This window comes from Chelativorans sp. YIM 93263 (assembly GCF_028767125.1).
GTDB lineage: Bacteria > Pseudomonadota > Alphaproteobacteria > Rhizobiales > Rhizobiaceae > Chelativorans.
In genome coordinates, this window is record NZ_JAKCWP010000007.1 from 172,630 (window position 1) to 193,847 (window position 21,218).

20 protein-coding genes are annotated in these 21,218 nt (G+C 61.5%); 15 read left to right on the top strand and 5 right to left on the bottom strand.

What is annotated here, in order from left to right:
* Nucleotides 1-4: 4 nt before the first annotated feature.
* Entirely contained in the window at nt 5-595 is a 591-nt protein-coding gene (locus LY631_RS15115) for an ANTAR domain-containing response regulator (RefSeq protein WP_274426417.1), read from the bottom strand.
* Nucleotides 596-767: 172 nt separating this feature from the next.
* Between LY631_RS15115 and LY631_RS15120 the strand changes: the two genes are divergently transcribed.
* The 11 genes from LY631_RS15120 (at nt 768) to LY631_RS15170 (ending at nt 12,798) form a co-directional block, all read left to right on the top strand.
* Entirely contained in the window at nt 768-1,526 is a 759-nt protein-coding gene (locus LY631_RS15120) for a c-type cytochrome (RefSeq protein ID WP_274426418.1), read from the top strand.
* Nucleotides 1,527-1,529: 3 nt separating this feature from the next.
* Nucleotides 1,530-1,913 (top strand): hypothetical protein, encoded by a 384-nt coding sequence (locus LY631_RS15125; RefSeq protein WP_274426419.1) that lies wholly within the window; start codon nt 1,530-1,532, stop codon nt 1,911-1,913.
* On the top strand, nt 1,903-2,676 hold the full coding sequence (locus tag LY631_RS15130) for a gluconate 2-dehydrogenase subunit 3 family protein (RefSeq protein WP_274426420.1): 774 nt from the start codon (nt 1,903-1,905) through the stop codon (nt 2,674-2,676). Before LY631_RS15125 ends, LY631_RS15130 begins: the two co-directional genes overlap by 11 nt.
* 11 nt (nt 2,677-2,687) lie before the next feature.
* Nucleotides 2,688-4,457: a GMC family oxidoreductase gene (locus LY631_RS15135; RefSeq protein WP_274426421.1), complete on the top strand. Its 1,770-nt coding sequence runs from the start codon at nt 2,688-2,690 to the stop codon at nt 4,455-4,457.
* Nucleotides 4,454-5,278 carry a c-type cytochrome gene (locus tag LY631_RS15140; RefSeq protein WP_274426422.1) on the top strand — a complete coding sequence of 275 codons (825 nt, stop codon included), beginning with the start codon at nt 4,454-4,456 and terminating at the stop codon, nt 5,276-5,278. Before LY631_RS15135 ends, LY631_RS15140 begins: the two co-directional genes overlap by 4 nt.
* A gap of 181 nt (nt 5,279-5,459) precedes the next feature.
* The gene (locus tag LY631_RS15145; protein ID WP_274426423.1) at nt 5,460-5,816 is read left to right on the top strand and encodes a c-type cytochrome; all 357 of its coding nucleotides are present in this window, start codon (nt 5,460-5,462) and stop codon (nt 5,814-5,816) included.
* Between the two features lie 4 nt (nt 5,817-5,820).
* Entirely contained in the window at nt 5,821-6,798 is a 978-nt protein-coding gene (gene coxB / locus LY631_RS15150) for a cytochrome c oxidase subunit II (protein WP_274426424.1), read from the top strand.
* Nucleotides 6,795-9,323 carry a cytochrome c oxidase subunit I gene (ctaD, locus tag LY631_RS15155; RefSeq protein WP_274426425.1) on the top strand — a complete coding sequence of 843 codons (2,529 nt, stop codon included), beginning with the start codon at nt 6,795-6,797 and terminating at the stop codon, nt 9,321-9,323. The genes coxB and ctaD overlap by 4 nt, the downstream gene beginning before the upstream one ends.
* Before the next feature lie 7 nt (nt 9,324-9,330).
* Nucleotides 9,331-9,705, top strand: a complete 375-nt coding sequence (locus LY631_RS15160) for a hypothetical protein (RefSeq protein ID WP_274426426.1) — start codon at nt 9,331-9,333, stop codon at nt 9,703-9,705.
* Nucleotides 9,706-9,875: 170 nt separating this feature from the next.
* Entirely contained in the window at nt 9,876-11,189 is a 1,314-nt protein-coding gene (locus LY631_RS15165) for a vanadium-dependent haloperoxidase (RefSeq protein WP_274426427.1), read from the top strand.
* Between the two features lies 1 nt (nt 11,190).
* Nucleotides 11,191-12,798, top strand: coding sequence for a CRTAC1 family protein (locus LY631_RS15170; protein WP_274426428.1), 1,608 nt, complete (start codon nt 11,191-11,193; stop codon nt 12,796-12,798).
* Nucleotides 12,799-12,865: 67 nt separating this feature from the next.
* Here the strand turns inward: LY631_RS15170 and LY631_RS15175 are convergent, their stop codons facing one another.
* The 4 genes from LY631_RS15175 to LY631_RS15190 form a co-directional block, all read right to left on the bottom strand.
* Entirely contained in the window at nt 12,866-13,861 is a 996-nt protein-coding gene (locus tag LY631_RS15175; protein WP_274426429.1) for a serine hydrolase domain-containing protein, read from the bottom strand.
* 86 nt (nt 13,862-13,947) lie between these two features.
* Complete coding sequence (locus tag LY631_RS15180) at nt 13,948-14,673, bottom strand: ribonuclease activity regulator RraA (RefSeq protein WP_274426430.1); 726 nt, start codon at nt 14,671-14,673, stop codon at nt 13,948-13,950.
* Between the two features lie 13 nt (nt 14,674-14,686).
* The gene (gene araD / locus LY631_RS15185) at nt 14,687-16,420 is read right to left on the bottom strand and encodes an L-arabinonate dehydratase (RefSeq protein ID WP_274426431.1); all 1,734 of its coding nucleotides are present in this window, start codon (nt 16,418-16,420) and stop codon (nt 14,687-14,689) included.
* A gap of 51 nt (nt 16,421-16,471) precedes the next feature.
* Nucleotides 16,472-17,350 carry an SMP-30/gluconolactonase/LRE family protein gene (locus tag LY631_RS15190; protein WP_274426432.1) on the bottom strand — a complete coding sequence of 293 codons (879 nt, stop codon included), beginning with the start codon at nt 17,348-17,350 and terminating at the stop codon, nt 16,472-16,474.
* A 126-nt stretch (nt 17,351-17,476) separates the two neighbouring features.
* Here LY631_RS15190 and LY631_RS15195 point away from each other — a divergent pair, with 126 nt between their 5' ends.
* From LY631_RS15195 to LY631_RS15210, 4 genes are read left to right on the top strand one after another with little or no spacing between them, the layout of a single operon-like run.
* On the top strand, nt 17,477-18,457 hold the full coding sequence (locus tag LY631_RS15195) for a C4-dicarboxylate TRAP transporter substrate-binding protein (RefSeq protein WP_274426433.1): 981 nt from the start codon (nt 17,477-17,479) through the stop codon (nt 18,455-18,457).
* Between the two features lie 47 nt (nt 18,458-18,504).
* Nucleotides 18,505-18,954 carry a TRAP transporter small permease subunit gene (locus LY631_RS15200; protein WP_274426434.1) on the top strand — a complete coding sequence of 150 codons (450 nt, stop codon included), beginning with the start codon at nt 18,505-18,507 and terminating at the stop codon, nt 18,952-18,954.
* A gap of 5 nt (nt 18,955-18,959) precedes the next feature.
* Nucleotides 18,960-20,240 (top strand): TRAP transporter large permease, encoded by a 1,281-nt coding sequence (locus tag LY631_RS15205; RefSeq protein WP_274426435.1) that lies wholly within the window; start codon nt 18,960-18,962, stop codon nt 20,238-20,240.
* Between the two features lie 60 nt (nt 20,241-20,300).
* Nucleotides 20,301-21,020, top strand: a complete 720-nt coding sequence (locus LY631_RS15210) for a GntR family transcriptional regulator (RefSeq protein ID WP_274426436.1) — start codon at nt 20,301-20,303, stop codon at nt 21,018-21,020.
* Nucleotides 21,021-21,218: the final 198 nt, after the last annotated feature.

Here is a 21,218-nt window from a genome sequence, read left to right on the forward strand (position 1 = left end):
CGCCTCACTCGTCGAGCAGCCCGGACGCCAGGATCAGGCTCTGGGCGATTTCCGATATCTTGCGGTTCTGGTTCATCGCCGCGCGGCGGAGCAGCGTATAGGCCTCCTCCTCGGAAATCCCCTTGGAGCGCATAAGAATGCCTTTGGCGCGGTCGACCAGCTTGCGGTTTTCGAGCGCGCTCTTGGCCTCCTCCAGTTCGCGCGCAAGCTTCGAATAGGCGTTGAAGCGGGTGATGGCCATGTCGACGATGGGCTTGACGCGCTCCTGCCTCAGCCCGTCCACCACATAGGCCGAAACGCCGGCGTCCACCGCAGCCTCGATGGCCCTTTGGTCGGACTGGTCGACAAACATGGCGATCGGACGCTTCACCGCCCGCGACAGGTTGAACATGTTCTCCAGCATGTCGCGGTTGGGGTTCTCCAGGTCAATCACGATAACGTCCGGCTCGACCTCGGCAATGCGCTGGGCGATGCCGTTGACGTCGTGCACGACGGTGACGTGCTCGTGGCCGGCCTCGCGCAGCCCCGCATCGATGATGGCGGCGCGCAGGGTGTTTTCGTCGATGACCAGGACGGAAAGCGAACGGGGCGGCATGCCTCTATTTTGCACACGCCAGGCGCGATGCGAAGCCCCGCAGGAACTTTCCGACTGAACGGCGGCGAGGAATGATCTGGAGGGAAGAACGCCTCCAAGCCTCCGAGCCTTAACGCAAACGGGAACAATTTCGGCCCGCATCTATTCGGGACGGGGACCAAAGGGAAGAACTATGTGGCGGCTCTCACAACCTGCGCTCACGGTCGGCCTGATTCTGGCAGCAGGAGCTGCTGGCCAGACACAGGAATTTGCCGATGCCGACGTTGAGAACGGGCAAGCTATCGCGGTCGGCACGTTCGAACCGTCTCCCGGCGGAGCGTGTTTCCGTTGCCACGGGATGGAAGGTGCCGGGGATGGCGCCGCCGGTTTCCCGCGCCTGACCGACCAAGCCTATGAATACATGGTCGAGTCGCTCAGGGAATATGCGTCAGGCGAACGACCCAACCAGATCATGCAGCCGATCGCGGCAGCTCTGAGCGAGCAGGAAATGCGTGACGTGTCGGCTTATTACGCCTCGCTGGAGGATGCACCCTATCCGCCGCAAACCGACGTGGAGCCTGACGTTGTTCAGCAAGGCGCCATTTTGTCCGCGATTGGCGCGCCCGAAGAGGGCATCCAAGCCTGCGTGAACTGTCACGGTCCCGAAGGTATTGGCCTGCCGCCGACTTATCCGTTCATAGGAGGTCAGCACGCGACGTATCTGCGCCAGCAGCTCGAGCTCTTCCGGCAGGGCGAGAGACAGGGCCAAAACGGTATCATGGTCTACATCGCCAGGCAGATGACAGATGAGCAACTGGAGGCGGCGGTGCAGTATTTCGCGTCACTGCGGCCGGAGGGGGTCACGCCGGAAGGCGAAAGCCGTCCGGTGACAGGCGCTGCTCCGCCGCCCGGGATCGCACCCATTCCCGAAGACATTCCCGGAGTCGACTAGATCATGAGCGCGCTTGTAAATCGGCCCGCAAGAATCCTCGTCTGCATCCTGCTTTGCGCGACCGCGCCCGGTGCCGTTCACGCCCAAGGCATAGAACAGAGCGCCACCGAGACCGGAGAACAGGCGCAGCAGGGCGATCGCGAACTCAACCAGTATGGCTGGCCCACCGAGTATGAGGCGCAGGTAGGCGCCGGCACCACCAACGGCGTAACCACCGGATTCAGCGGCCCCCAAGAAGACGGCGGGGGCGGGGGCGAAGTGAGCCTGCCGCCTCTGCCGAGCGCCGATTTGTGCGCGAACTGGCAACAAACCGAGGCTCACTCGGCCTGTATGCAAAAGGTCGTGCAGCAGAACGCATCCCAAGGTGAGGAAACCGATGGTGGATAAGCTCTCACGTAGAAATCTGTTCAAGGTGGCCGGCGCGGCGGGCGCCGCGGTGACGTTCAGGAGCACGCCCGCACCCGCCCAGAACGAACCCGAGACCGAACAAGCTCCGGCTCCAGCCAGCGAAGCCACGCAATCGTCGCCTGCGAGCAATGTTGAGCACCAGGACATCCTGTTCTTCTTCACCCCCGAGGAGGCCCAGTTCGTGGAGGCCGCGGTCGACAGACTCATCCCTGCGGACAACGAGTGGCCGGGCGCGGCATGGGCCGGTGTGGCCAACTTCATCGACCGGCAGCTTGCCGGCGCCTATGGCGCGGGCGCGCGCATGTATCTGCAAGGGCCTTGGGATCTGGGAGAGCCGCAACAGGGCTATCAGCTTCCGTTCACGCCGGCGGAGATCTATCGCACCGGTATTCGGGAAATACGGGGCTGGGTGGCCGAACGCGAGGGCGAGACCGAGTTCTGGGACCTGTCTCCGTCCGCTCAAATCGACATTCTCGAGATGCTGCAGGCGGGCGAGGTCCCGCTTCCGTCGATGCCCAGCTCCGTTTTCTTCGAGACGCTGCTCGCCAACACCATCGAAGGCTGGTTCGCCGACCCGGCCTATGGCGGCAACCGGGACATGGTTTCCTGGCGCATGATCGGATTTCCGGGAGCCTACGCCCAGTATACCGACCTGGTCGAAGAACATGGCCTCTCCTTCGAGCGCCCACCCATGAGCATGGCCGAGGTCTCGAGAACGGACCATCACAACGAAGATCATTAGGAGGTGGAAGAATGGCGGTCAGGATGAAACCGGTCGACGTTGCGCTGGTTGGCGGCGGCGCTACGGCAGCCATTCTGGGAAAGGAATTGGCGGAGGCGGGATATTCCGTGGTGGCGCTGGAACGCGGCCGCATGCGCCAGACCGTGCCGGATTTCCAGTCGCCCTATATGCATGACGAACTGAAATATTCGGTCCGCCATTCGCTGATGCAGGACCCGGGCACACAGACCCTGACCTTCCGCAATTTCGTCGGGCAGAAGGCATTGCCGATGCGTCAGCTCGGCTCCTTTCTTCCCGGGACCGGCGTCGGCGGCGCAATGGTGCATTGGAACGGGCAGACCTGGCGCTTCCAGCCCGAAAGTTTCGTTCTGCGCAGCTGGGTGAACGAACGATACGGCAGTGACTTCCTTCCGGAGGACATCACGATCCAGGACTGGGGCATCACCTACGACGAACTGGAGCCGTACTACGATTTCTTCGAGAAGATCTGCGGCACATCGGGGACTGCCGGCAATCTTGCGGGGCAAATCCAGGAAGGCGGCAATCCCTTCGAAGGGCCGCGCAGCGAACCCTATCCGAACCCACCCATGAAGCAGGCCTATGCCGGCCATCTGTTCGGCGAGGCAGCGGCCGATCTCGGCTACACACCTTTCCCCGTTCCCTCGTCGAACGTGACACGCCACTACACCAACCCGTATGGCGCACGCTTCCAACCCTGCATGTATTGCGGCTTCTGCGAGCACTACGGCTGCGAACACTTCGCCAAGGCGAGCCCTCAGGTCGCCATCCTGCCCTTTGCGATGGCAAACGAGAATTTCGAACTGCGGACCAACGCCTATGTGCAACGCGTGGAGTGGGATCGGGGGTCCAAGGTTGCGACCGGCGTCACCTATATCGATGCGCGCGGCCGCGAGGTGTTCCAGCCGGCCAATATGGTGGCGCTTTGCGCGTTCGCCCACCACAACGTGGTGCTCATGCTCAACTCGGGGATCGGCACGCCCTACGACCCCTCGACAGGCGAAGGCACCGTCGGGCGGAACTACACCTATCAGACGATGAGCGGAGCGACCGTCTTCTACCCGCCCGATGTGCAGCTCAATTCTTTCATGGGGGCAGGCGCGCTCGGCACTGCGATCGACGACTTCAATACGGGCAGCTTCGATCACTCGGAGCTCGGATTTGTCGGCGGAGCTTATATCGCCGCCTACACCACGGGCGGCCGTCCGATTAACAGGCATCCAGTGCCGGACGGAACACCACGGTGGGGCACGGAATGGAAGCAGGCGGTGCAACGCCATTATAACAGCACCGCAACGATCACGGTCCACGGCTCGTCGATGCCCCACAGAGGCAACTATATCGGACTGGACCCGAATTACACGGACGCCTTTGGCCAGCCGCTCGGGATGATCACCTTCGATTTCCCGCACAACGACCGCCTGATGTCACGTTACGTGACGAGCAAGGCCTGGGAGATCGCCGAAGCGATGGGCGGCGAGCAGATCTCCGTGAGCTGGCTCGATGATCATTATTCGATCGTGCCCTACCAGACGACGCACAACACCGGCGGCGCCATCATGGGAACCGATCCGACGAAGAGCGTCGTAAACAAGTTCCTGCAGTCCTGGGACCTTCATAATCTCTGGGTGATGGGTTCCAGCGTCTTTCCTCAGAATGCCGGCTATAATCCAACCGATACGGTCGGCGCGCTCGCCTATTGGGCGGTTGACCACATGATCAACGACTATCTCCAGGACCCCCGCCCTCTGGTGCCGACATGAAGAAGAGTCGAGCTCTCATCCTCGTGGCGCTCGGAGCCGCTACTGCCGGGCTTTCGGGAGCCATCGCGGCAGGACCGGATACCAACCGGGGCCGCCAGGTGGCGACCGGCGATTTCGAGCAGCAGGAAGCCGGACTGGCATGCGCCCGCTGCCATGAGCTTGATGGATCCGGCAACAGCAGCGGCGCCTTTCCGCGCCTGAGCGATCAGAGCGCGTGGTATCTGTACAAGACGCTGAAGGACTTCGCCGCGGGCCTCAGACCCAATGACGTGATGCAGACTGCCGCACTTGCTCTGACGGACTCGGAGATGGCGGATGTCGCGGCCTATTACGCCTCCATCGACGATGCTCCTTACCCGCCACCGCCGGAAGCCGATCAGCAGGCCGTGCAAATCGGCGGTGCAATCGCCGCGGTTGGAGTACCGGATCGAGGCGTTCCGGCCTGCAACACCTGTCATGGCGAAAGCGGAGTCGGTTCCCCTCCCATCTACCCTTATCTCGCCGGCCAATTCGCGCCGTATACGGAGCATCAGCTGATGCTCTGGAAAAACGGAGAGCGCGACGGGGATCCGCTGAACATCATGGAATCAATCGCGAAGAACATGACGGATGACCAGATCCGCGCCGTCTCGCTCTATTTCGCCTCGCTTCGCCCACGCGAAGTGACCCCTGACGAGGATTCCTACCTCACATTGGATGAGGCCGATGGACAGGGCGTCACCGGCAGGCAAGTGCCGGTGCAGCCGGACTTCGTACCGGCGGAGAGAGCGAACGGGAATCAACAAGAGGGAGGCCAGACTGGCGGAGCCGCTGCAGAATGAGACTAAGCAAGCGCGGCCGCGCAGTTTTGCCGGTCACCTATCTATACCGCGCCCCAGAATTGGAGGGGGCGGCGCGCGGTGCCCTTTTCGCCGCGCAGGCACGGTATCCCGCGGGACCAAGGCTCGTGAATTGACCGTGCGTATTTGGACAGACTGCCGCTTGCCCACACGGATCTGCGGTGTGGCCGTGCTTTTCCTCGCAGCTGCGCTCGCAGGCTGTGCGGAGTCGGAGATCCCTCAAGGCATGCGCATTCTCGATGGCGACCCGGAAACTGGGGCAAGGCATATCCGCGAATATGGCTGCCCGGCCTGTCATACAATTCCGGGGATAAGATCAGCCAAGGGGATCGTCGGACCGCCGCTCAACAAGTTCGCGTTGCGCGCCTACATCACCGGGCAATACCCGAACACACCCGACAATCTGGTGCGCTGGATCATGGACGCTCCAGCGATGGCGCCGCAGACACCTATGCCCGACATGGGAATTCCCGAAGACGAAGCTCGGCACATTGCCGCCTATCTATATACGTTGCGGTGAGACGATGGGCTGGCAAATCACTTCACAATCCAATCCGCGCTACGACAGCATGCAGGGAATCCAGAGCGTTTTCGAGCCGCGCAGCATCCAAGCGGACGCCATCCTCGCGCTCAGCAACTGGGTCTTTGCCGCGGGATCGCTCATCTTTGTGCTCGTCATGGCTCTGCTTGCCTGGGCGATCATCAGCCGACGAAGGCATCCGCCCCTGCGCAACACTGTCTTCATCGCGATAGGTGGATTCGCGTTCCCTGCGGTAACGCTCTCCATCCTCATGGTCTTCACGGTGCTGGTCAGCCTGCACATCACCTCGCCAGCCGGCGAAAATGCAGTGCGGATCCATGTGACTGGCCACATGTGGTGGTGGGAAGTCCAGTATGAGGGACCGGACGGCGAGCGCATCGAGACCGCGAACGAACTTCATCTGCCGATCGATCGCCCGGTGAGCATAACCGTCACGTCGGAGGACGTGATCCATAGTTTCTGGATCCCCAGTCTTGCCGGCAAGGTCGACATGATCCCCGGGCATGTAAACGAGATCACTTTCACGCCCACCGAGGCGGGAGTCATGCGTGGTCAATGCGCGGAATATTGCGGTTTGCAGCACGCAAAGATGGCCTTCTATGTGGTTGTGGAGCCAGCCGAACAATTCGACCAGTGGCTTGAGGAACAGGCTCAGCCGGCAGTCGAACCGGTCCCAGACCTGCTCAAAGCGGGGCAGCAGGCGTTCGTCGATCAAGGTTGTGGTAGCTGCCATGCGGTGCGCGGATTACCCGGCGCCGTCGGTCAGATCGGGCCGGACCTTACGCATGTGGGCTCACGACTTTCGATCGGTGCGGGCTGGCTCGACGGGTCGGTCGGCAATCTCGCCGGCTGGATCGCTTCATCCCAGCATATCAAGCCAGGTAACCGCATGCCGTCCTTCGATCGCCTCGACGGCAAGACATTGCGCGCGCTGGCGGCGTGGCTGGAGAGTTTGGAATGACGTTTCGATCGGCACGCGATCTGGAAGAGGCGGACCGTCGCGATCCGGGCCTGCGACAGCTGCGGTCGACCTGGGCGCCGCCCAAGGGTTTTGCACGACTGAAGGAAATCAACAACACCTTCATCGGCATGCTCTATGTCCTGACCGGCATCTTCTTTTTCGTCGTGGCCGGTATACTTGCGGCACTGATCCGTGCCCAGCTTGCGGTGCCCGAAAACGATCTCATATCGGCCGACTGGTACAACCAGATTTTCACCATGCACGGTACGACGATGATGTTCCTGTTCGCCGTGCCGATGATGGAAGCCATCGCCATTTTCGTGATCCCACAGTTGCTGGGCGCACGCGACCTGCCATTCCCGCGCGTTTCCGCCTACGGCTATTGGGCTTACCTACTCGGCGGGCTCATGGTGCTCACCAGCCTCTTGTTTAAGGTCGCGCCGGACGGCGGGTGGTTCATGTATGTGCCCCTCACCGGTCCGGAATACTCCCCGGGATACGGGCCGGATTTCTGGCTGCTCGGAATCGGCTTTATCGAGGTGGCGGCCATCGCCGCCTCAATCGAGCTGATCATCGGCATTCTGAAGTTCCGCCCACCCGGCATGAGCATGGACCGCATGCCGATATTCGCCTGGTACATGCTGGTCTTCGGCTTCATGATCCTGCTTGGTTTTCCGCCGCTCGTTCTGGGCGACATCCTTCTGGAGGTGGAGCGCGCCTTCGACTGGCCGTTCTACGATGCAGACAGGGGCGGCGATCCGCTGCTGTGGCAGCACCTCTTCTGGCTTTTCGGCCACCCCGAGGTCTACATCATTTTCCTGCCTGGCGCGGGCGTGCTCTCGACCGTCATTCCGGTATTCGCGCGGGCGCCTCTCGCCGGCTATGTCTGGGTCGTCCTGGCCGCGGTCGGGACCGGTTTTCTGAGTTTCGGCCTGTGGGTGCATCACATGTACACTACGGGCATTCCGGTGATGTCGCTCAGCTTCTTCTCGGCGGCCAGCCTCGCCGTCGCAATCCCGAGCGGCATCCAGGTGTTCGCCTGGATCGCCACGATCTGGAGCGGACCGGGCGTGCTGTTCCGGGCACCGATGCTCTATGCGCTGGGCGCAATCTTCATCTTCGTGGCCGGTGGTCTGACGGGAGTCATGGTCGCTCTGGTTCCCGTGGACTTTCAGGTGCACGACACCTATTTCGTCGTGGCGCACTTTCATTATGTGCTTTTCGGAGGCGCCGTCATGCCGGTGTTTGCCGCGTTGCACTACTGGACTCCGCTGGTCACCGGAAGGCTGATGTCGGAGACGCTCGGCCGCTGGTCCTTCGGACTCATCTTCCTTGGCTTCAACGTCGCGTTCTTTCCGATGCATCTCACCGGTCTGCGCGGAATGCCGCGTCGCGTCTATACTTATCCCGCGGACCTCGGCTGGGACTGGCTGAACATGATCTCATCGATCGGCGCATACATGGTAGCAGCCGGCGTGGCGGTCTTCCTATGGGACTGGCTTTACTGGCACCGCAAACACGGGCAGGTGGCCGGCTATAATCCCTGGAATGCCGGCACGCTCGAATGGCACTCGGTAACGCCGTCCACGAACTTTTCGATGCGCAGCGTGCCAATCGTCTCCTCGACCTATCCGCTTTGGGATGAGCCCGAACTTGGAGATCGTGTCGATCGGGGGGAATTTTATCTGCCGGACAGCCCGGATGAAAGGCGCAAAACGCTGCGCACGGGTTCCGTGATGGGCGAGCCGCGACAGGTGATCTTTCTTCCGCATCCGGCCTGGTCGCCCATTATTGCCGCCATCGGAACGGCCACTTTCTTCGGGTTGGCCATTTTCAAGCTGTGGTGGCTTTGTGCCGCCGCAGCCCTGGTCATCATCATAGCCGGGATCATCTGGATGTGGGACGCGGAACCCCTGCCGGCCCCAAACCGCTATGATGTCGGGCGGGGCGAGACTCTACCCGTCCACATAAACGGCGCCGATACTCACGGTTTCTGGGCCATGGCGCTCCTCCTTATCTTCGATGCGGCGGCATTCGTCTCGCTGATCTTTTCCGCCCTCTTTCTGTGGACCGTCAATCGCGACCTCTCACCGCCAGTGCCCGAGGCGGAGCCTGGATGGGCGTTGGCGGCTGCCGGATTGGCGGTTCTGGCCAGCGTCTTTTTCCGCCTGGGCGCCTTTGCCAACCGGCGCGGTTCCATGATCGGCCTTGTTCTCGGACCGCTTGCGGGCCTGCCCGCCATGTTCGCGAGCGGAGGTGCGCTGATGGGCTCTCTGTTCGACGCCGGAATCTCACCGACGGAAAATGCGTTCTCGGCCGTCTACTGGACATTCGCAGGCTGGACCGGCTTCCACATCGGCGTGGGAACAATCTTCATCTTCTATACGCTTGCGCGGGCCCTTGCCGGCAAAGTAACGCCGGAGCGGCGGCAGTCAGTAATGAATGTCGAGCTTTTCTGGCATTTCACCACCGGCCTCGCGCTCGTATCGCTCATCATGATCCACCTCTGGCCGCGGGTAATCTGAGATGCCCATGAACGTTATCGACCGCGATAGCCTGGTCGGGATGGTCGCCGGACCGCTGGTCTGGGGCGCGCATTTTCTGACCTGTTACATCGCGATAGCCGTTGCCTGCGCTTTTGAGTTCGAGACGGGAGGGCCAGGAGAATGGGGAACGGTCAAGACAATCCTTCTGGCGGTTACCGGAATTGCTCTGGCGCTTATCGCTGTTCTCATCCTACTGGCGTGGCACCGCTGGATGCAGGCCGGTGGGTTCGAAAAGCCGAGGGACTCAACCCAGGCGCGCCATCAATTCATGGCCGTTGGCGGGCTGCTCTTATGTTTTCTCTCCGTCGTAGCCGTAATCTACGCGGCAGTTCCCCTGTTTTTCCTCCCTGCCTGCCAGTGAGCAACCTATAAACTGTCACCGGACGGCTTCACCGCCATTCGCTCGCGGCCTGTCGGATTTCCGCGCCGGTGTTTCGCCTGCGGTTCAGCATCAATGCCGCCGCTCTTGCACCCAGCCACACCACATGGTTACTGCTAGATGGCGCGTACCGGTCACAGCAGGGGAGGCATATGGTGCGTATTCGTCACATTTTGTCGGCAACGATTGTCGTTGTCCTGACTCTGGTCGGTACCGCAAGTGCAGCCGAGCCCGCGCGGGGGCCGGATGCCTTGCGGGCTTGGTACAAAATGGTGCTCGAACTCGTGCGCCACACGCCCACTTATTCACCGCCCGTGGCCAGTCGTTCCTTCGCATATCTGGGCGTGACAGCCTTTGAAGCCATGGCGTCGGGCTCATCCGATCTGCATTCGCTCGCCGGGCAGGTGAACGGGCTGACGGCCACTCCACTCCGCGAGCCGGGCGCCATCTATGACGAGGCGGTTATATTGGATGCGGCGATGGCCTCCGCTGTGCGGAGCTTCTTCGGCAATACCGGTCCGACAGGTCAGCGCGCGTTGGAAGCGATCGAAACCAGGCTCTCCGAACGCGTTTCGGCAGGGCTGCCCGCCAATGTTGTGAAACGTAGCCGAACGTACGGCCGAAGTATAGCCGCACACATATTCGCCTGGTCGGAAACTGACGGTGGCGCGACAGTTGAGAACATGGGCTTTCCGCTGCAATACGAGCTGACGAATGGGCCTGCCCACTGGGTGCCCACCAGCACGATTGGCCAGCAACAGACTCCACTCTTGCCGAAATGGGGAGAAAACCGCACCTTTGCCATGCCTGACGGGATGGCATGCCCCCTGCCCGCTCCGCCGCCCTATAGCGAGGAAGAAGCGTCCGAATTCTATCGGGAGGCCCTGGAGGTATACGAGACCGTGGCGGACCTCTCGGAGGAACAGCGCACCATCGCCCGGTTCTGGTCCGATGACCCGATGCTTTCCCCGACCCCGCCCGGGCACTGGATCTCGATTGCCTGGCAGGTCCTCGACAAGCAAGAGGCGAGCCTCTCCGACGGCGTGGATCTGATGGCGCGGCTCGGGGTGTCGCTCGCGGACTCATTTATCCGTTGCTGGCAAAGCAAATACGAATTCGATCTCGTTCGGCCCGTCACTTACATCCGCCGTCTCATCGACCCGGATTGGGAGCCGGTGCTCATCACCCCGCCCTTCCCCGAATATCCGAGCGGCCACAGCACGCAATCAGGCGCCGCTGCGGCGGTGCTCACCGCTTTCTTCGGCGACGACTTCGCCTTCGACGATGCGACGCATGAAGATGACGGCCTGCCTGCACGCACCTATCGGAGCTTCGAAGCCGCCGCCGAGGAAGCAGCGATTTCGCGTCTTTATGGCGGGATCCATTTCCGCGCCGCGATTGATCGCGGCCTCGAACAGGGCCGCTGCATTGGCGCGTACGCGACAGCCCTGCGCACGAGGATCTAGCATGCGTCTCGGCCTTCTATTCCTCGCAGCTCTCGGCGGTGCGCTTCTCCAGAATCCGGCCGCCGCCGAAGAGCGGACTGTCGTCCCGAAATTCGTTGAAGAAACTGAAAGCGCGGGCCTCGACAGCGCCTATACGGGCGAATGGGAATACATGGTCGGCGGGGGTGCCGCGACGTTCGATTGCGACAGCGACGGCTTCCCCGACCTGCTTGTGGCGGGTGGTACCTCGCCCGCAAAGTTCTACCGCAATGCCAGTGAACCGGGCAGCGCACTACAGTTTCAGGAGCAAGAAAGCGGGCTGGAGCTTGAGGGGGCGACAGGCGCCTATCCGTTCGACGTGGACAGCGACGGGATAACCGATCTCATCGTGCTGCGCGTGGGCGAAAACATCGCGATGCGCGGGCTCGGCGCTTGCCGCTTCGAGCGTGCCAATGAGCGCTGGGGGTTCGACGGGGGGGGCGCCTGGTCGACGGCACTTGCCGCTACTTGGGAGCACGGCGCCGAATGGCCGACGATTGCGGTCGGCAACTACATTGACCGGCGAGAGCAGATTTTCCCCTGGGGTTCCTGCACCGACAATTGGCTGCACCGGCCGGCCGAAGGCGTTGAGGATAAATTCGCTTCCCCACTGCCGCTCAAACCGAGCTTCTGCGCGCTCTCCATGCTGTTTACCGACTGGAGCAGGTCGGGCACGCCCAGCCTGCGCATCTCCAATGACCGGGAGTACTACAAGGGCGGGCAGGAGCAGCTCTGGCGCATCGCGCCGGGCGAAGCCCCTACCCTTTTTACCGAGGCCGACGGCTGGCAGCGTCTGCTCGTATGGGGCATGGGGATTGCCAGCTACGACCTCGACTTCGACGGTTATCCGGAATATTTCCTGACCAGCATGGCCGACAACAAGCTGCAGACGCTCGCCGACATTCCGGAAGGCCGCGATCCCCGGCCCGCCTATACCGACGTTGCATTTGCCAAGGGCGTGACCGCGCACCGGCCCTATACGGGCGGCGACGAGGTGAAGCCCAGCACTGCCTGGCACGCCGCATTCGAGGACGTGAACAATGACGGGCTCGCGGACCTTTTCGTCGCCAAGGGCAATGTCTGGGAGATGCCGGACTTCGCGCTTAAGGACCCGAACAACCTCCTCGTTCAGCAAACGGACAGTACATTCGAGGAGGCGGGTGAAATAGCTGGCGTGGCAAGCTTCCACACGGCACGTGGCGCCGCTCTCACCGATTTCAACCTGGATGGCCTCATCGATCTCGTCGTCGTCAATCGCGGAGACAAGGCCCAGCTCTGGCGCAATGTCAGCCAGGACACCGGGCACTGGGTCCAGGTAAAGCTGCAACAACCCGGTGCGAACCCGGAAGCGATCGGTGCCTGGGTGGAAGTTCGCCGCGGCGCAACCGTGATCCGGCGCGAAATCACCGTCGGCGGCGGCCATGCGGGGGGCCATATCGGCTGGCATCATTTCGGCCTCGGAAGTGCCGCCCGTCCCGCGCTCCGAGTCCTATGGCCGGATGGTTCCGCAAGTGACTGGCAGGAACTGGAGGCCAGCAACTTCTACATTGTCAAACGCGGCGAGCCAGCCGAAATCTGGGCGGCGGACTGACGCCAGAACCAACGCGCCACCGCACCGGCAAACTTTGATCTTCAAGAAGGAGACGTAAATCGTTTCCTCACGATTCACGAGAAACCGACAGAACGGGTCCTTCCAGAAGCTGCATCAGATCTCCAAAATATCCGCGCGAATAAGCCGGGCGCGTGGGATCGGAAGTTATCGCGATGGCAAGTCGTCGTTCGGGGTGGGCGGCGATCAATTGCCCCCCGTAGCCGCGCGCGACGACATAGCCCGACTCGCTCAGAAACCAGCCATAGCCGTAGCCGAGACCGGAAAAGGGAGATCGGGTGCGCCGGACCAGCGAGGCGTCAACCCAGTCGGCAGGGATAACCTGCGCGCCGTCACTACGGCCATTGTCGCGTATTAACCGGGCGATGGCGAGCATGGCCCGTGGTGTCAGCGCCATTTCGTTCCCGCCCAGATAATAGCCCTGCGGATCCCTCGTCCATGGTGGAACCTGGAAGCCGAGCTTCGACCCGAGCCTGTCGCGCGCGAGGGCGAGCAGGCTCTCGCCGCTCGCCGCCGTCAGGGCCGCGCCGAGAATGTGCGTCGTGCCAGTCGAATAGATCATCCGGGTGCCGGGCTGAGCGATCATGGGGCGGCGGAGCGCATAGGCCAGCCAGTCGCTGGAATTGACCCATGCACCATAATTCGGCCCCGAGGTTCCTTCGAGGCCGGCGCGCAGCGTTACGAGGTCCTCCATCGTGATATCGGCGACTCCCGCTGTCGCGTCTGACGGAATGATGTCGGGGGCGACGTCCCCCAAACGTGCCTCGACACCGGCGATCTCGCCGCTGTCGATCGCCGTTCCCAAAAGCAGGGCAACAACGCTCTTGGAGCACGACTTGATGTTGGCTGGCCGGTCGAGGCCCGGGCCGCGGAAGGCTTCTTCGAGAACCGGCTCGTCCCCGAGTTGTATCTGGATCGAGTGGAGCTGGTCCATCTCACGGGCCGAGGTGCGAATATCATCGAACGCCTGAGCCGATGCGCGGCTAACATATGGCGCCGCCAGGCCAGCGATCAGAGAAACGGTAAAAATCCGGCGAGACAACATGGTATGCGTACTTCCCCACTTCCATTCGTCCCCGTTGCTCGCCGCGAAACAAGGCGCCATTACGGCAGCGCTCCAGCGCCCCTCCTTCAGCGGCCGGTTTTCTTCCGCCAGGCCTGATAGTCGGCCTGCACCTCCTCGCTCGTCGGCGGATATAGGCCAATGATCGGACGTCCTTTCATGACCTCTTCCTGAACGAAATTCTCAAAATCTTCCATGCCCGCGCATTCCACCGCCAGTTCCGCGGCGAGATGGGCGGGCACCACGACGACGCCGTCAGAGTCGCCGACGATCACATCGCCGGGGAACACCGGTGCATCGCCGCAGGCAATCGGCACATTCAGGTCGATGGCTTCGTGGAGGGTTAAATTGGTAGGCGCGGAAGGCCTTTGGTAAAAGGCCGGGATATCTAGAGCAGCAATGCCTTCAGCGTCGCGAAAACCGCCGTCGGTGACCACACCGGCACCGCCACGCTGCATCAGGCGCATAACGAGGATCGAACCGGCCGAGGCCGCGCGCGCATCTTTGCGGCTGTCCATGACCAGCACGTGTCCGGAGGGGCAGGTCTCGATCGCGGCGCGTTGGGGATGATCCGCGTTTCGGAAAACTTCGATCCCGTTGCGATCCTCACGCGCCGGAATATAGCGCAGCGTGAAAGCGGGGCCGACCATCCTTTCCGTCTTTTGCGAAACGGGGACGACACCCTGGACAAATTGATTGCGCAGGCCGCGTTTGTATAAGGCCGTGCACAGCGATGCGGTGGAAACGTTCTTGAGCAGCGTGCGTGTCTCGTCGCTCAGCTTGTGATCTGTCATTTGTTCGCTCCCCTCAGAAAATGTCTGGTTCGCCCGCGCTCAGACCGAAATCGCTGCGCAGATAATCGAAATCACAGCCCTTATCAGCCTGTTCGATGTGTCGTGAGAACATCCAGCCATAGCCGCGCCCGAAACGCTCGGGTGGCGGGGTCCACTCGGCACGGCGGCGGGCGAGTTCTTCCTCGTCCACAAGCATGTCGAGACGCCGATTCGGTACGTCGAGGCGAATGACGTCGCCCGTACGCAGCAGCGCCAGCGGCCCGCCGACATATGATTCGGGCGCGACATGCAACACGCAGGCGCCGAAGCTGGTGCCGCTCATGCGGGCATCCGAAAGGCGCACCATATCCCTGTGGCCTTTCTTGAGGAGGGCCTTCGGCATGGGGATCATGCCCCATTCCGGCATGCCCGGTCCGCCCTTCGGTCCGGCATTGCGCAAAACCAGGACGTGATCGGGCGTGACCGGCAGGTCCTCGTCGTCGAGCGCCTTCTTGAGCTCGGGGTAGGAATCGAACACCAGCGCCGGCCCTTCGTGGACGCGGAATCTCGGGTCGCAGGCGACCGGCTTGATCACGGCGCCGTCGGGCGCGAGGTTTCCACGCAGCACCGCGAGTGAACCTTCGGAATAGATCGGATTGTCCACGGTGCGGATGACGTCGTCGTTAAAGACCTCGGCACCGGCGATATTCTCACCCAGACTGCGTCCGGTGACCGTCAGGCAGGAACCGTCGAGCCGCTCTCCCAGACGGGTCATCAGGCCGGGAAGACCGCCGGCATAAAAGAAATCCTCCATGAGATATGTCGAGCCGGCCGGCCGGACATTGGCGATCACGGGAGTCGTGCGGCTTTTCCCGTCGAGGTCATTAAGGGTGAGCTCCACGCCAGCCCGGCGTGCCATCGCGATGATATGAACGACCGCGTTGGTCGAGCAGCCTGTTGCCATGGCAACGGTCGCGGCGTTGTCGAACGCTGCGCGGGAGAGGATCTTTTCGGGGGTCAAATCTTCCCAAACCATATTCACAATGCGCCGGCCGGAGGCGGCCGACATGCGGATGTGGTTCGCATCGGCTGCCGGAATTGAGGACGCGCCGGGCAGCGTCAATCCCAGCGCTTCGGCTATCGCGGTCATGGTCGAAGCGGTGCCCATGGTCATGCAATGGCCGTAGGAGCGGGCAATGCCCATCTCCATCTCGGACCACTCCTTGTCGCCTATCGTACCGGCGCGCTTTTCGTCCCAGTACTTAAAAGCGTCGGATCCCGAACCAAGTGTCTTGCCGCGCCAGTTGCCGCGCAGCATTGGGCCGGCAGGCAGGTATATGAATGGGACGCCGGCCGAAACCGCGCCCATGACCAGCCCCGGCGTGGTCTTGTCGCATCCGCCCATCAGCACGGCGCCGTCCACTGGGTGCGAGCGGATCATCTCCTCCACCTCCATGGCAAGCATGTTGCGGTAGAGCATGGACGTCGGCTTGATGAAATTCTCCGACACCGAAAGGGCCGGCAGTTCGATGGGAAATCCACCCTGCTGATGAATGCCCCGCCTTACATCCTCGGCCCGCTGGCGGAAATGCTGATGACAGGGATTGATATCGGACCAGGTGTTGATGATCGCGATGACGGGCTTGCCCGTCCAGTCTTCCGGCGCAAAACCCATCTGCAGCGTGCGTGAGCGATGCCCAAACCCGCGGAAGTCGTCGCGCGCAAACCAGCGGGCGCTGCGGAGTTCATCATAGGTCCTTCGAGTCATCGCGTACCATTCCGTTTTCAAGTTTCCGGGTCACTGAAATTGAGGTCAAGCTTAGGTGTGATCGCGCTCGCGCAATCGATCACCGAATGAAAAGCTCATTCGTCCCCGCGATCCCGTTCTCGTCACCGCCAGGCGGCCGCCGTTGCCGCGGTCTGCCTTGGATGTGAGATAAATCTGGTTCAGGTCCGAGCCTCCGAACGCAATTTTCGTCGGATTATCGACGGGCACCTCATATTGGTGCAGGTGGTCACCTTCCGGCGAGAAGACGTGCAGTGAGCCACCACCCACGCCTGCGATCCAGTAGTTACCGTCGGCGTCGATCGTGGCGCCGTCGGGCCGTCCACGCCTGTTTTCGAACCGGGCGAAGATTCGCCGCTCCCCTATGCTTCCGCTGCGAAAGTCGAGATCCGCGCACCAGACGGTCTGGAGGTCGGGGTGCGAGTCGGAGAAGTACAGCCGGCCACGCTCTTCATCCACTGCAAGGCCGTTGGGAATGAAGAGGCCGGTTACAACTTCGTGCATCGTGAAATCCGGATCGATACGGTACAGAATGCCCGCCGGCCGGCGATACGCGAACTCCATGGTTGCGGCCCACAGGCGCCCCATGGAATCCACCGTGGCATCGTTGAAGCGCACGCCTCGCTCGTTCAATGCTGCAACGCGCTCGAAATGTCCTGTGGACAGGTGCAAGTGGAAAAGGCCGCTCTCCATGCCCACAACGACGCCACCACCCCCGCAGCACGCGGCTATGCCAGCCATCTCGGGTGTGGACCATTCCACGGTTCGGCCGGTGGACGCGTCGGTACGGAATACGCGGCTTCCTTCGATGTCGACCCACCAAAGACAGTTCCCGCCTGCCGACCAGACAGGACTTTCACCCAGCGTCGCCCGAGACATGGATAGAAAGTCAAATTCCAGCTGGCGATCCAATACCGGGCTCCTTTCGTGGCAAAATAAGCCAATTGACATCATTTAACGATTAGTATTTTATATCAACTAAAATATCAATCGTTCTAAACGTTCAGTTCGATTTTTACCGGGACAAGGGAGGAAAACATGTCCATTCACATGAAAGCATTCAGGTTCGCAGCCGCGATTTCCGCTGCCGTGCTCTTCAGTTTGCCGGCGTCGGCACAAACGACCCTACGGATCGGAACGGTTCTGGCGCCGGACGATCCGATGGGACAGGGGCTGGAAAAGTTCAGCGAAGAAGTGGAGGAAGCGACAAGCGGGGACGTTGTCGTCCAGGTTTTTCACAATTCGCAGCTTGGCGACACGACGGAGATGCTGGACCAGGCGCGTGCCGCCGCCAATGTCGGCACCGTGACGGACGTCGCGCGGCTTTCCAGCTTCGTTCCCTCGCTCGCCATCATGTCGGCGCCGTTCCTGTTCGACACATATGCGGATGCAGACAAGTTCGCGCTTTCCGACGAGTATCTCGCCTGGGGTGAGGAGTTGAAGGAGGAAGCGGGGCTCGTAATGCTTGCGTCTAACTGGTATCAGGGCGCGCGGCATCTGCTGACGCAGAAGCCAGTCAGTACGCCCGAGGATCTGTCCGGTGTGCGTATGCGCACGATCGGCGCGCCGATCTGGATCGAGACGATCAGGGCAATGGGGGCCGAGCCCACGCCCATGGCCTGGGGTGAAGTCTATTCGGCCCTTCAGTTGGGTACGCTCGACGCCGCTGAGGCGCAGCCGACCGCGATCACGGGCGCCAAACTCGACGAAGTGGTCGAGAACGTCACCAAGACTGCGCACATTCAGCTCGTCACGGCTCTGGTCGTCGGAGCGGATACATGGGACCAGCTCTCTCCGGAGAACCAGGAGATCGTCCGCGATCTTGCCGTAAAGAACGGCCGCTACGCTTCGCAGCTGTCAATAGAGCAGAGCGAAGAAGCGCTTCAGGCGGTTTCTGAGGCGGGTGTTTCAGTGGACGAAATCGACCGGACGCCATTCATCGAAGCCGTCCAGGACGTGTATACCAAGCTCGACCTCGAGGAAGAGGCGGCGACGGTGAGAGAAGTGCTGGGCAACTGATCGACCGGCGTATGCCTGCACGATTGTCAGAAAACTGGGGGGCCGCGATGTATCAGCGTATAGAATTCGCTTTTGCGGTCCTCCTGCTTGCCCTGATCGTCGTTCTGGTCGGGGTGGCGGCCGCCGCGCGCGTAGTCGGGGCGCCGATTATCTGGTCGATCGAGATCGCCCAATTGCTGTTCGCATGGCTGGCCATGGTCGCCGCGGACCTCGCGCTCCAGCAGGATCGGCATATCGGCATGTCACTTCTGCTCGACCTGCTTCCACCATCTCTGCGGCATTATGCGGAAGTCCTCAACATTCTGATTCTGGTTGCTCTGGTCGGGTTTCTCGGGGTCTACGCGCTGATCAACACCGCGCTCATGCATCCGCGCCTCATCGGAGCGACGCAGATGAATGCCTCGCTGGTCCACGCCTCAATGGCAGTCGGGCTTCTTCTCATGCTGCGAACACTTCTGGTGCATCTTTATCGCAGCGTTCGAAAATTGGCTGAGTAATCCACATGATCGCCCTTATCGCAGCCCTTTTTGCGATCTTTCTGATCATCGGCCTGCCGGTTGCGTTCGCGCTCGCGTTGGCGGCCATCCCCGTTTTCACGCTCAGCGGAACGATGCCGCCCACCGTCGTACTCCAGAAGATGGTGACGGCGACGCAGAACTTCCCGCTTCTGGCGGTGCCCTTCTTTATCCTCGCCGGCAACATGATGAACGCGACCGGCATAACCAAGCGGCTCGTACACTTCTCCGGTCTCCTGACGGGTTGGATGGTGGGCGGGCTTGCGCATGTCTCGATCGCACTGAGTTTCATGATGGGCGGGATCTCGGGCTCGGCCGTGGCAGATGCTTCGATGGAAGCGCGCCTGCTCGGCCCGAGTATGCTAGACCAGGGCTACTCCAAGGGAGCTGCCGCCGCGATCCTGGCATTTGGCTCCATCATCACGGCGACCATTCCGCCCAGCATAGGGTTGATCCTCTTCGGCTTTATCAACGAGGTCTCGATAGGCCGCCTGTTCCTGGCAGGCATCATTCCTGGAGTCTTCCTTACGTTTATCCTGATGGGGACGACCTGGCTGGTCGCCAAGCGAAACGGCTATGCAGCCGAGGTCGGCAAGCTTCCAACAGGCCGGGAGGTCTGGGCAAGTTTTCTGGATAGCGTCTGGGCGCTGGCCTTTCCGGTTATCCTCATCGTCGGCTTCCGCTTCGGCTTCTTCACGGCAACAGAGGCCGGGGTTTTCCTCGTTTTCTATGCTCTCTTCGTCGGTACGCTTATCTACCGCGAGCTCGACGCCAAGCGCCTTTACGAGGCGATGTGCCAATCCGTTTCCGACCTGGGCATGGTCATGCTGCTCATCATGATGGCTGCCGTGCTCGGCTATGCAATGACCATCGAGCAGGTGCCGCAAGAGATAACCCAGTTCGTCACTACGCTGACAAACGAGCCAATCGCGATCCTTGCGCTTGTCATCCTGGTGCTCCTGATCAGCGGCATGTTCCTGGAAGGAGCCGCCAATATCCTGCTGGTAACCCCCATCGTCATGCCGGTGCTCATCAATGTCGGTTTCGACCCGGTGCACATGGGCATTCTGATTGTCCTACTGATCAACATCGGTGGCCTCACGCCGCCCGTCGGCGTTATCATGTTCACCGTGTGCGGCGTTTTGAAATGCAAGACGTGGGAATACACGCGCGCTTCACTCCCCTTCTTTCTCGCAATACTCCTCTTCCTGGTCCTGCTTGTTGAGATTCCCGCACTTTCTCTGGCTCTGCCGGAAGCAGTGATGTAGCCGGACCGGAAAAAGGATAAGCAGTGATGACGGAAACGCATTCAGTTGGAGGCAAAGGTTGTGAGTAGTGGGCTTTTCGACAACCTGTCGGATGCCGATATGGACGAGGCGAACGCCGAGGCGCATTTGCCGGCCTCGGTGCGTGTCTATATGGGTTTGCGGCGGCGCATCGTTTCCCTCGAGCTTCCACCCGGTCTGACGCTTGACCGTTCAGCGCTGGCTGAGCGCTACAAGGTGAGCCAGTCGCCGTTGCGTGAAGCGATCATGCGGCTGGAACAGGAAGCGTTGGTTATTTCCTATCCGCAATCCCGAACGGTCGTGACGCGTATCGATCCTGCACGGGTTCGAGAAGAGCACTTTCTCCGCTCCTCGGTGGAAAGCGAGGTCGTGCGGCAGCTTTCCGAGATGGACGACACAACGGCAACCAAGAAGGCGAGAGGCATTCTGCGTATGCAGGAAGCCCTCTCGGAGGATGTTGAGCAGACTGCACTGTTCAGGCAGCTCGACGACGCCTTCCACGAAGCGTTGTTCGCAGGGGTCAATCAGGTCAACTTGCATCGACACATCGTATCCCGCTGGGGCCACCTCACGCGCGTGCGCTCCCTCGACCTGCCCAAGCAGGGCAAAATGCGTGCGGTGCTGGAAGGTCATCGCGCAGTGCTCGATGCTATCGAAGCGGGCGACGGCGCCGCGGCCGGTGCGGCAATGCGGGCGCACCTGTCCGGCACGGTGGAGCGTATCGCCGACCTCAAGCGGGAACACCCCGATTACTTCATCTGATTTCCGGAATTGCTGCGGACGCGCCATCCATCCTGGCGGTTTTCCGCGGGGAACACTTCCTCTAACCGCCTCTAACGCAACTTCGCATCGTTTCGCGACGGGTGCTTTCGTGAATTGATCTGTCCCGCAAGGGCTCCGCCGGCAGTCTGCCTCCGATCGCCTGATGGCCGACCAATGAAATCAATTCGTTAGAGGCGG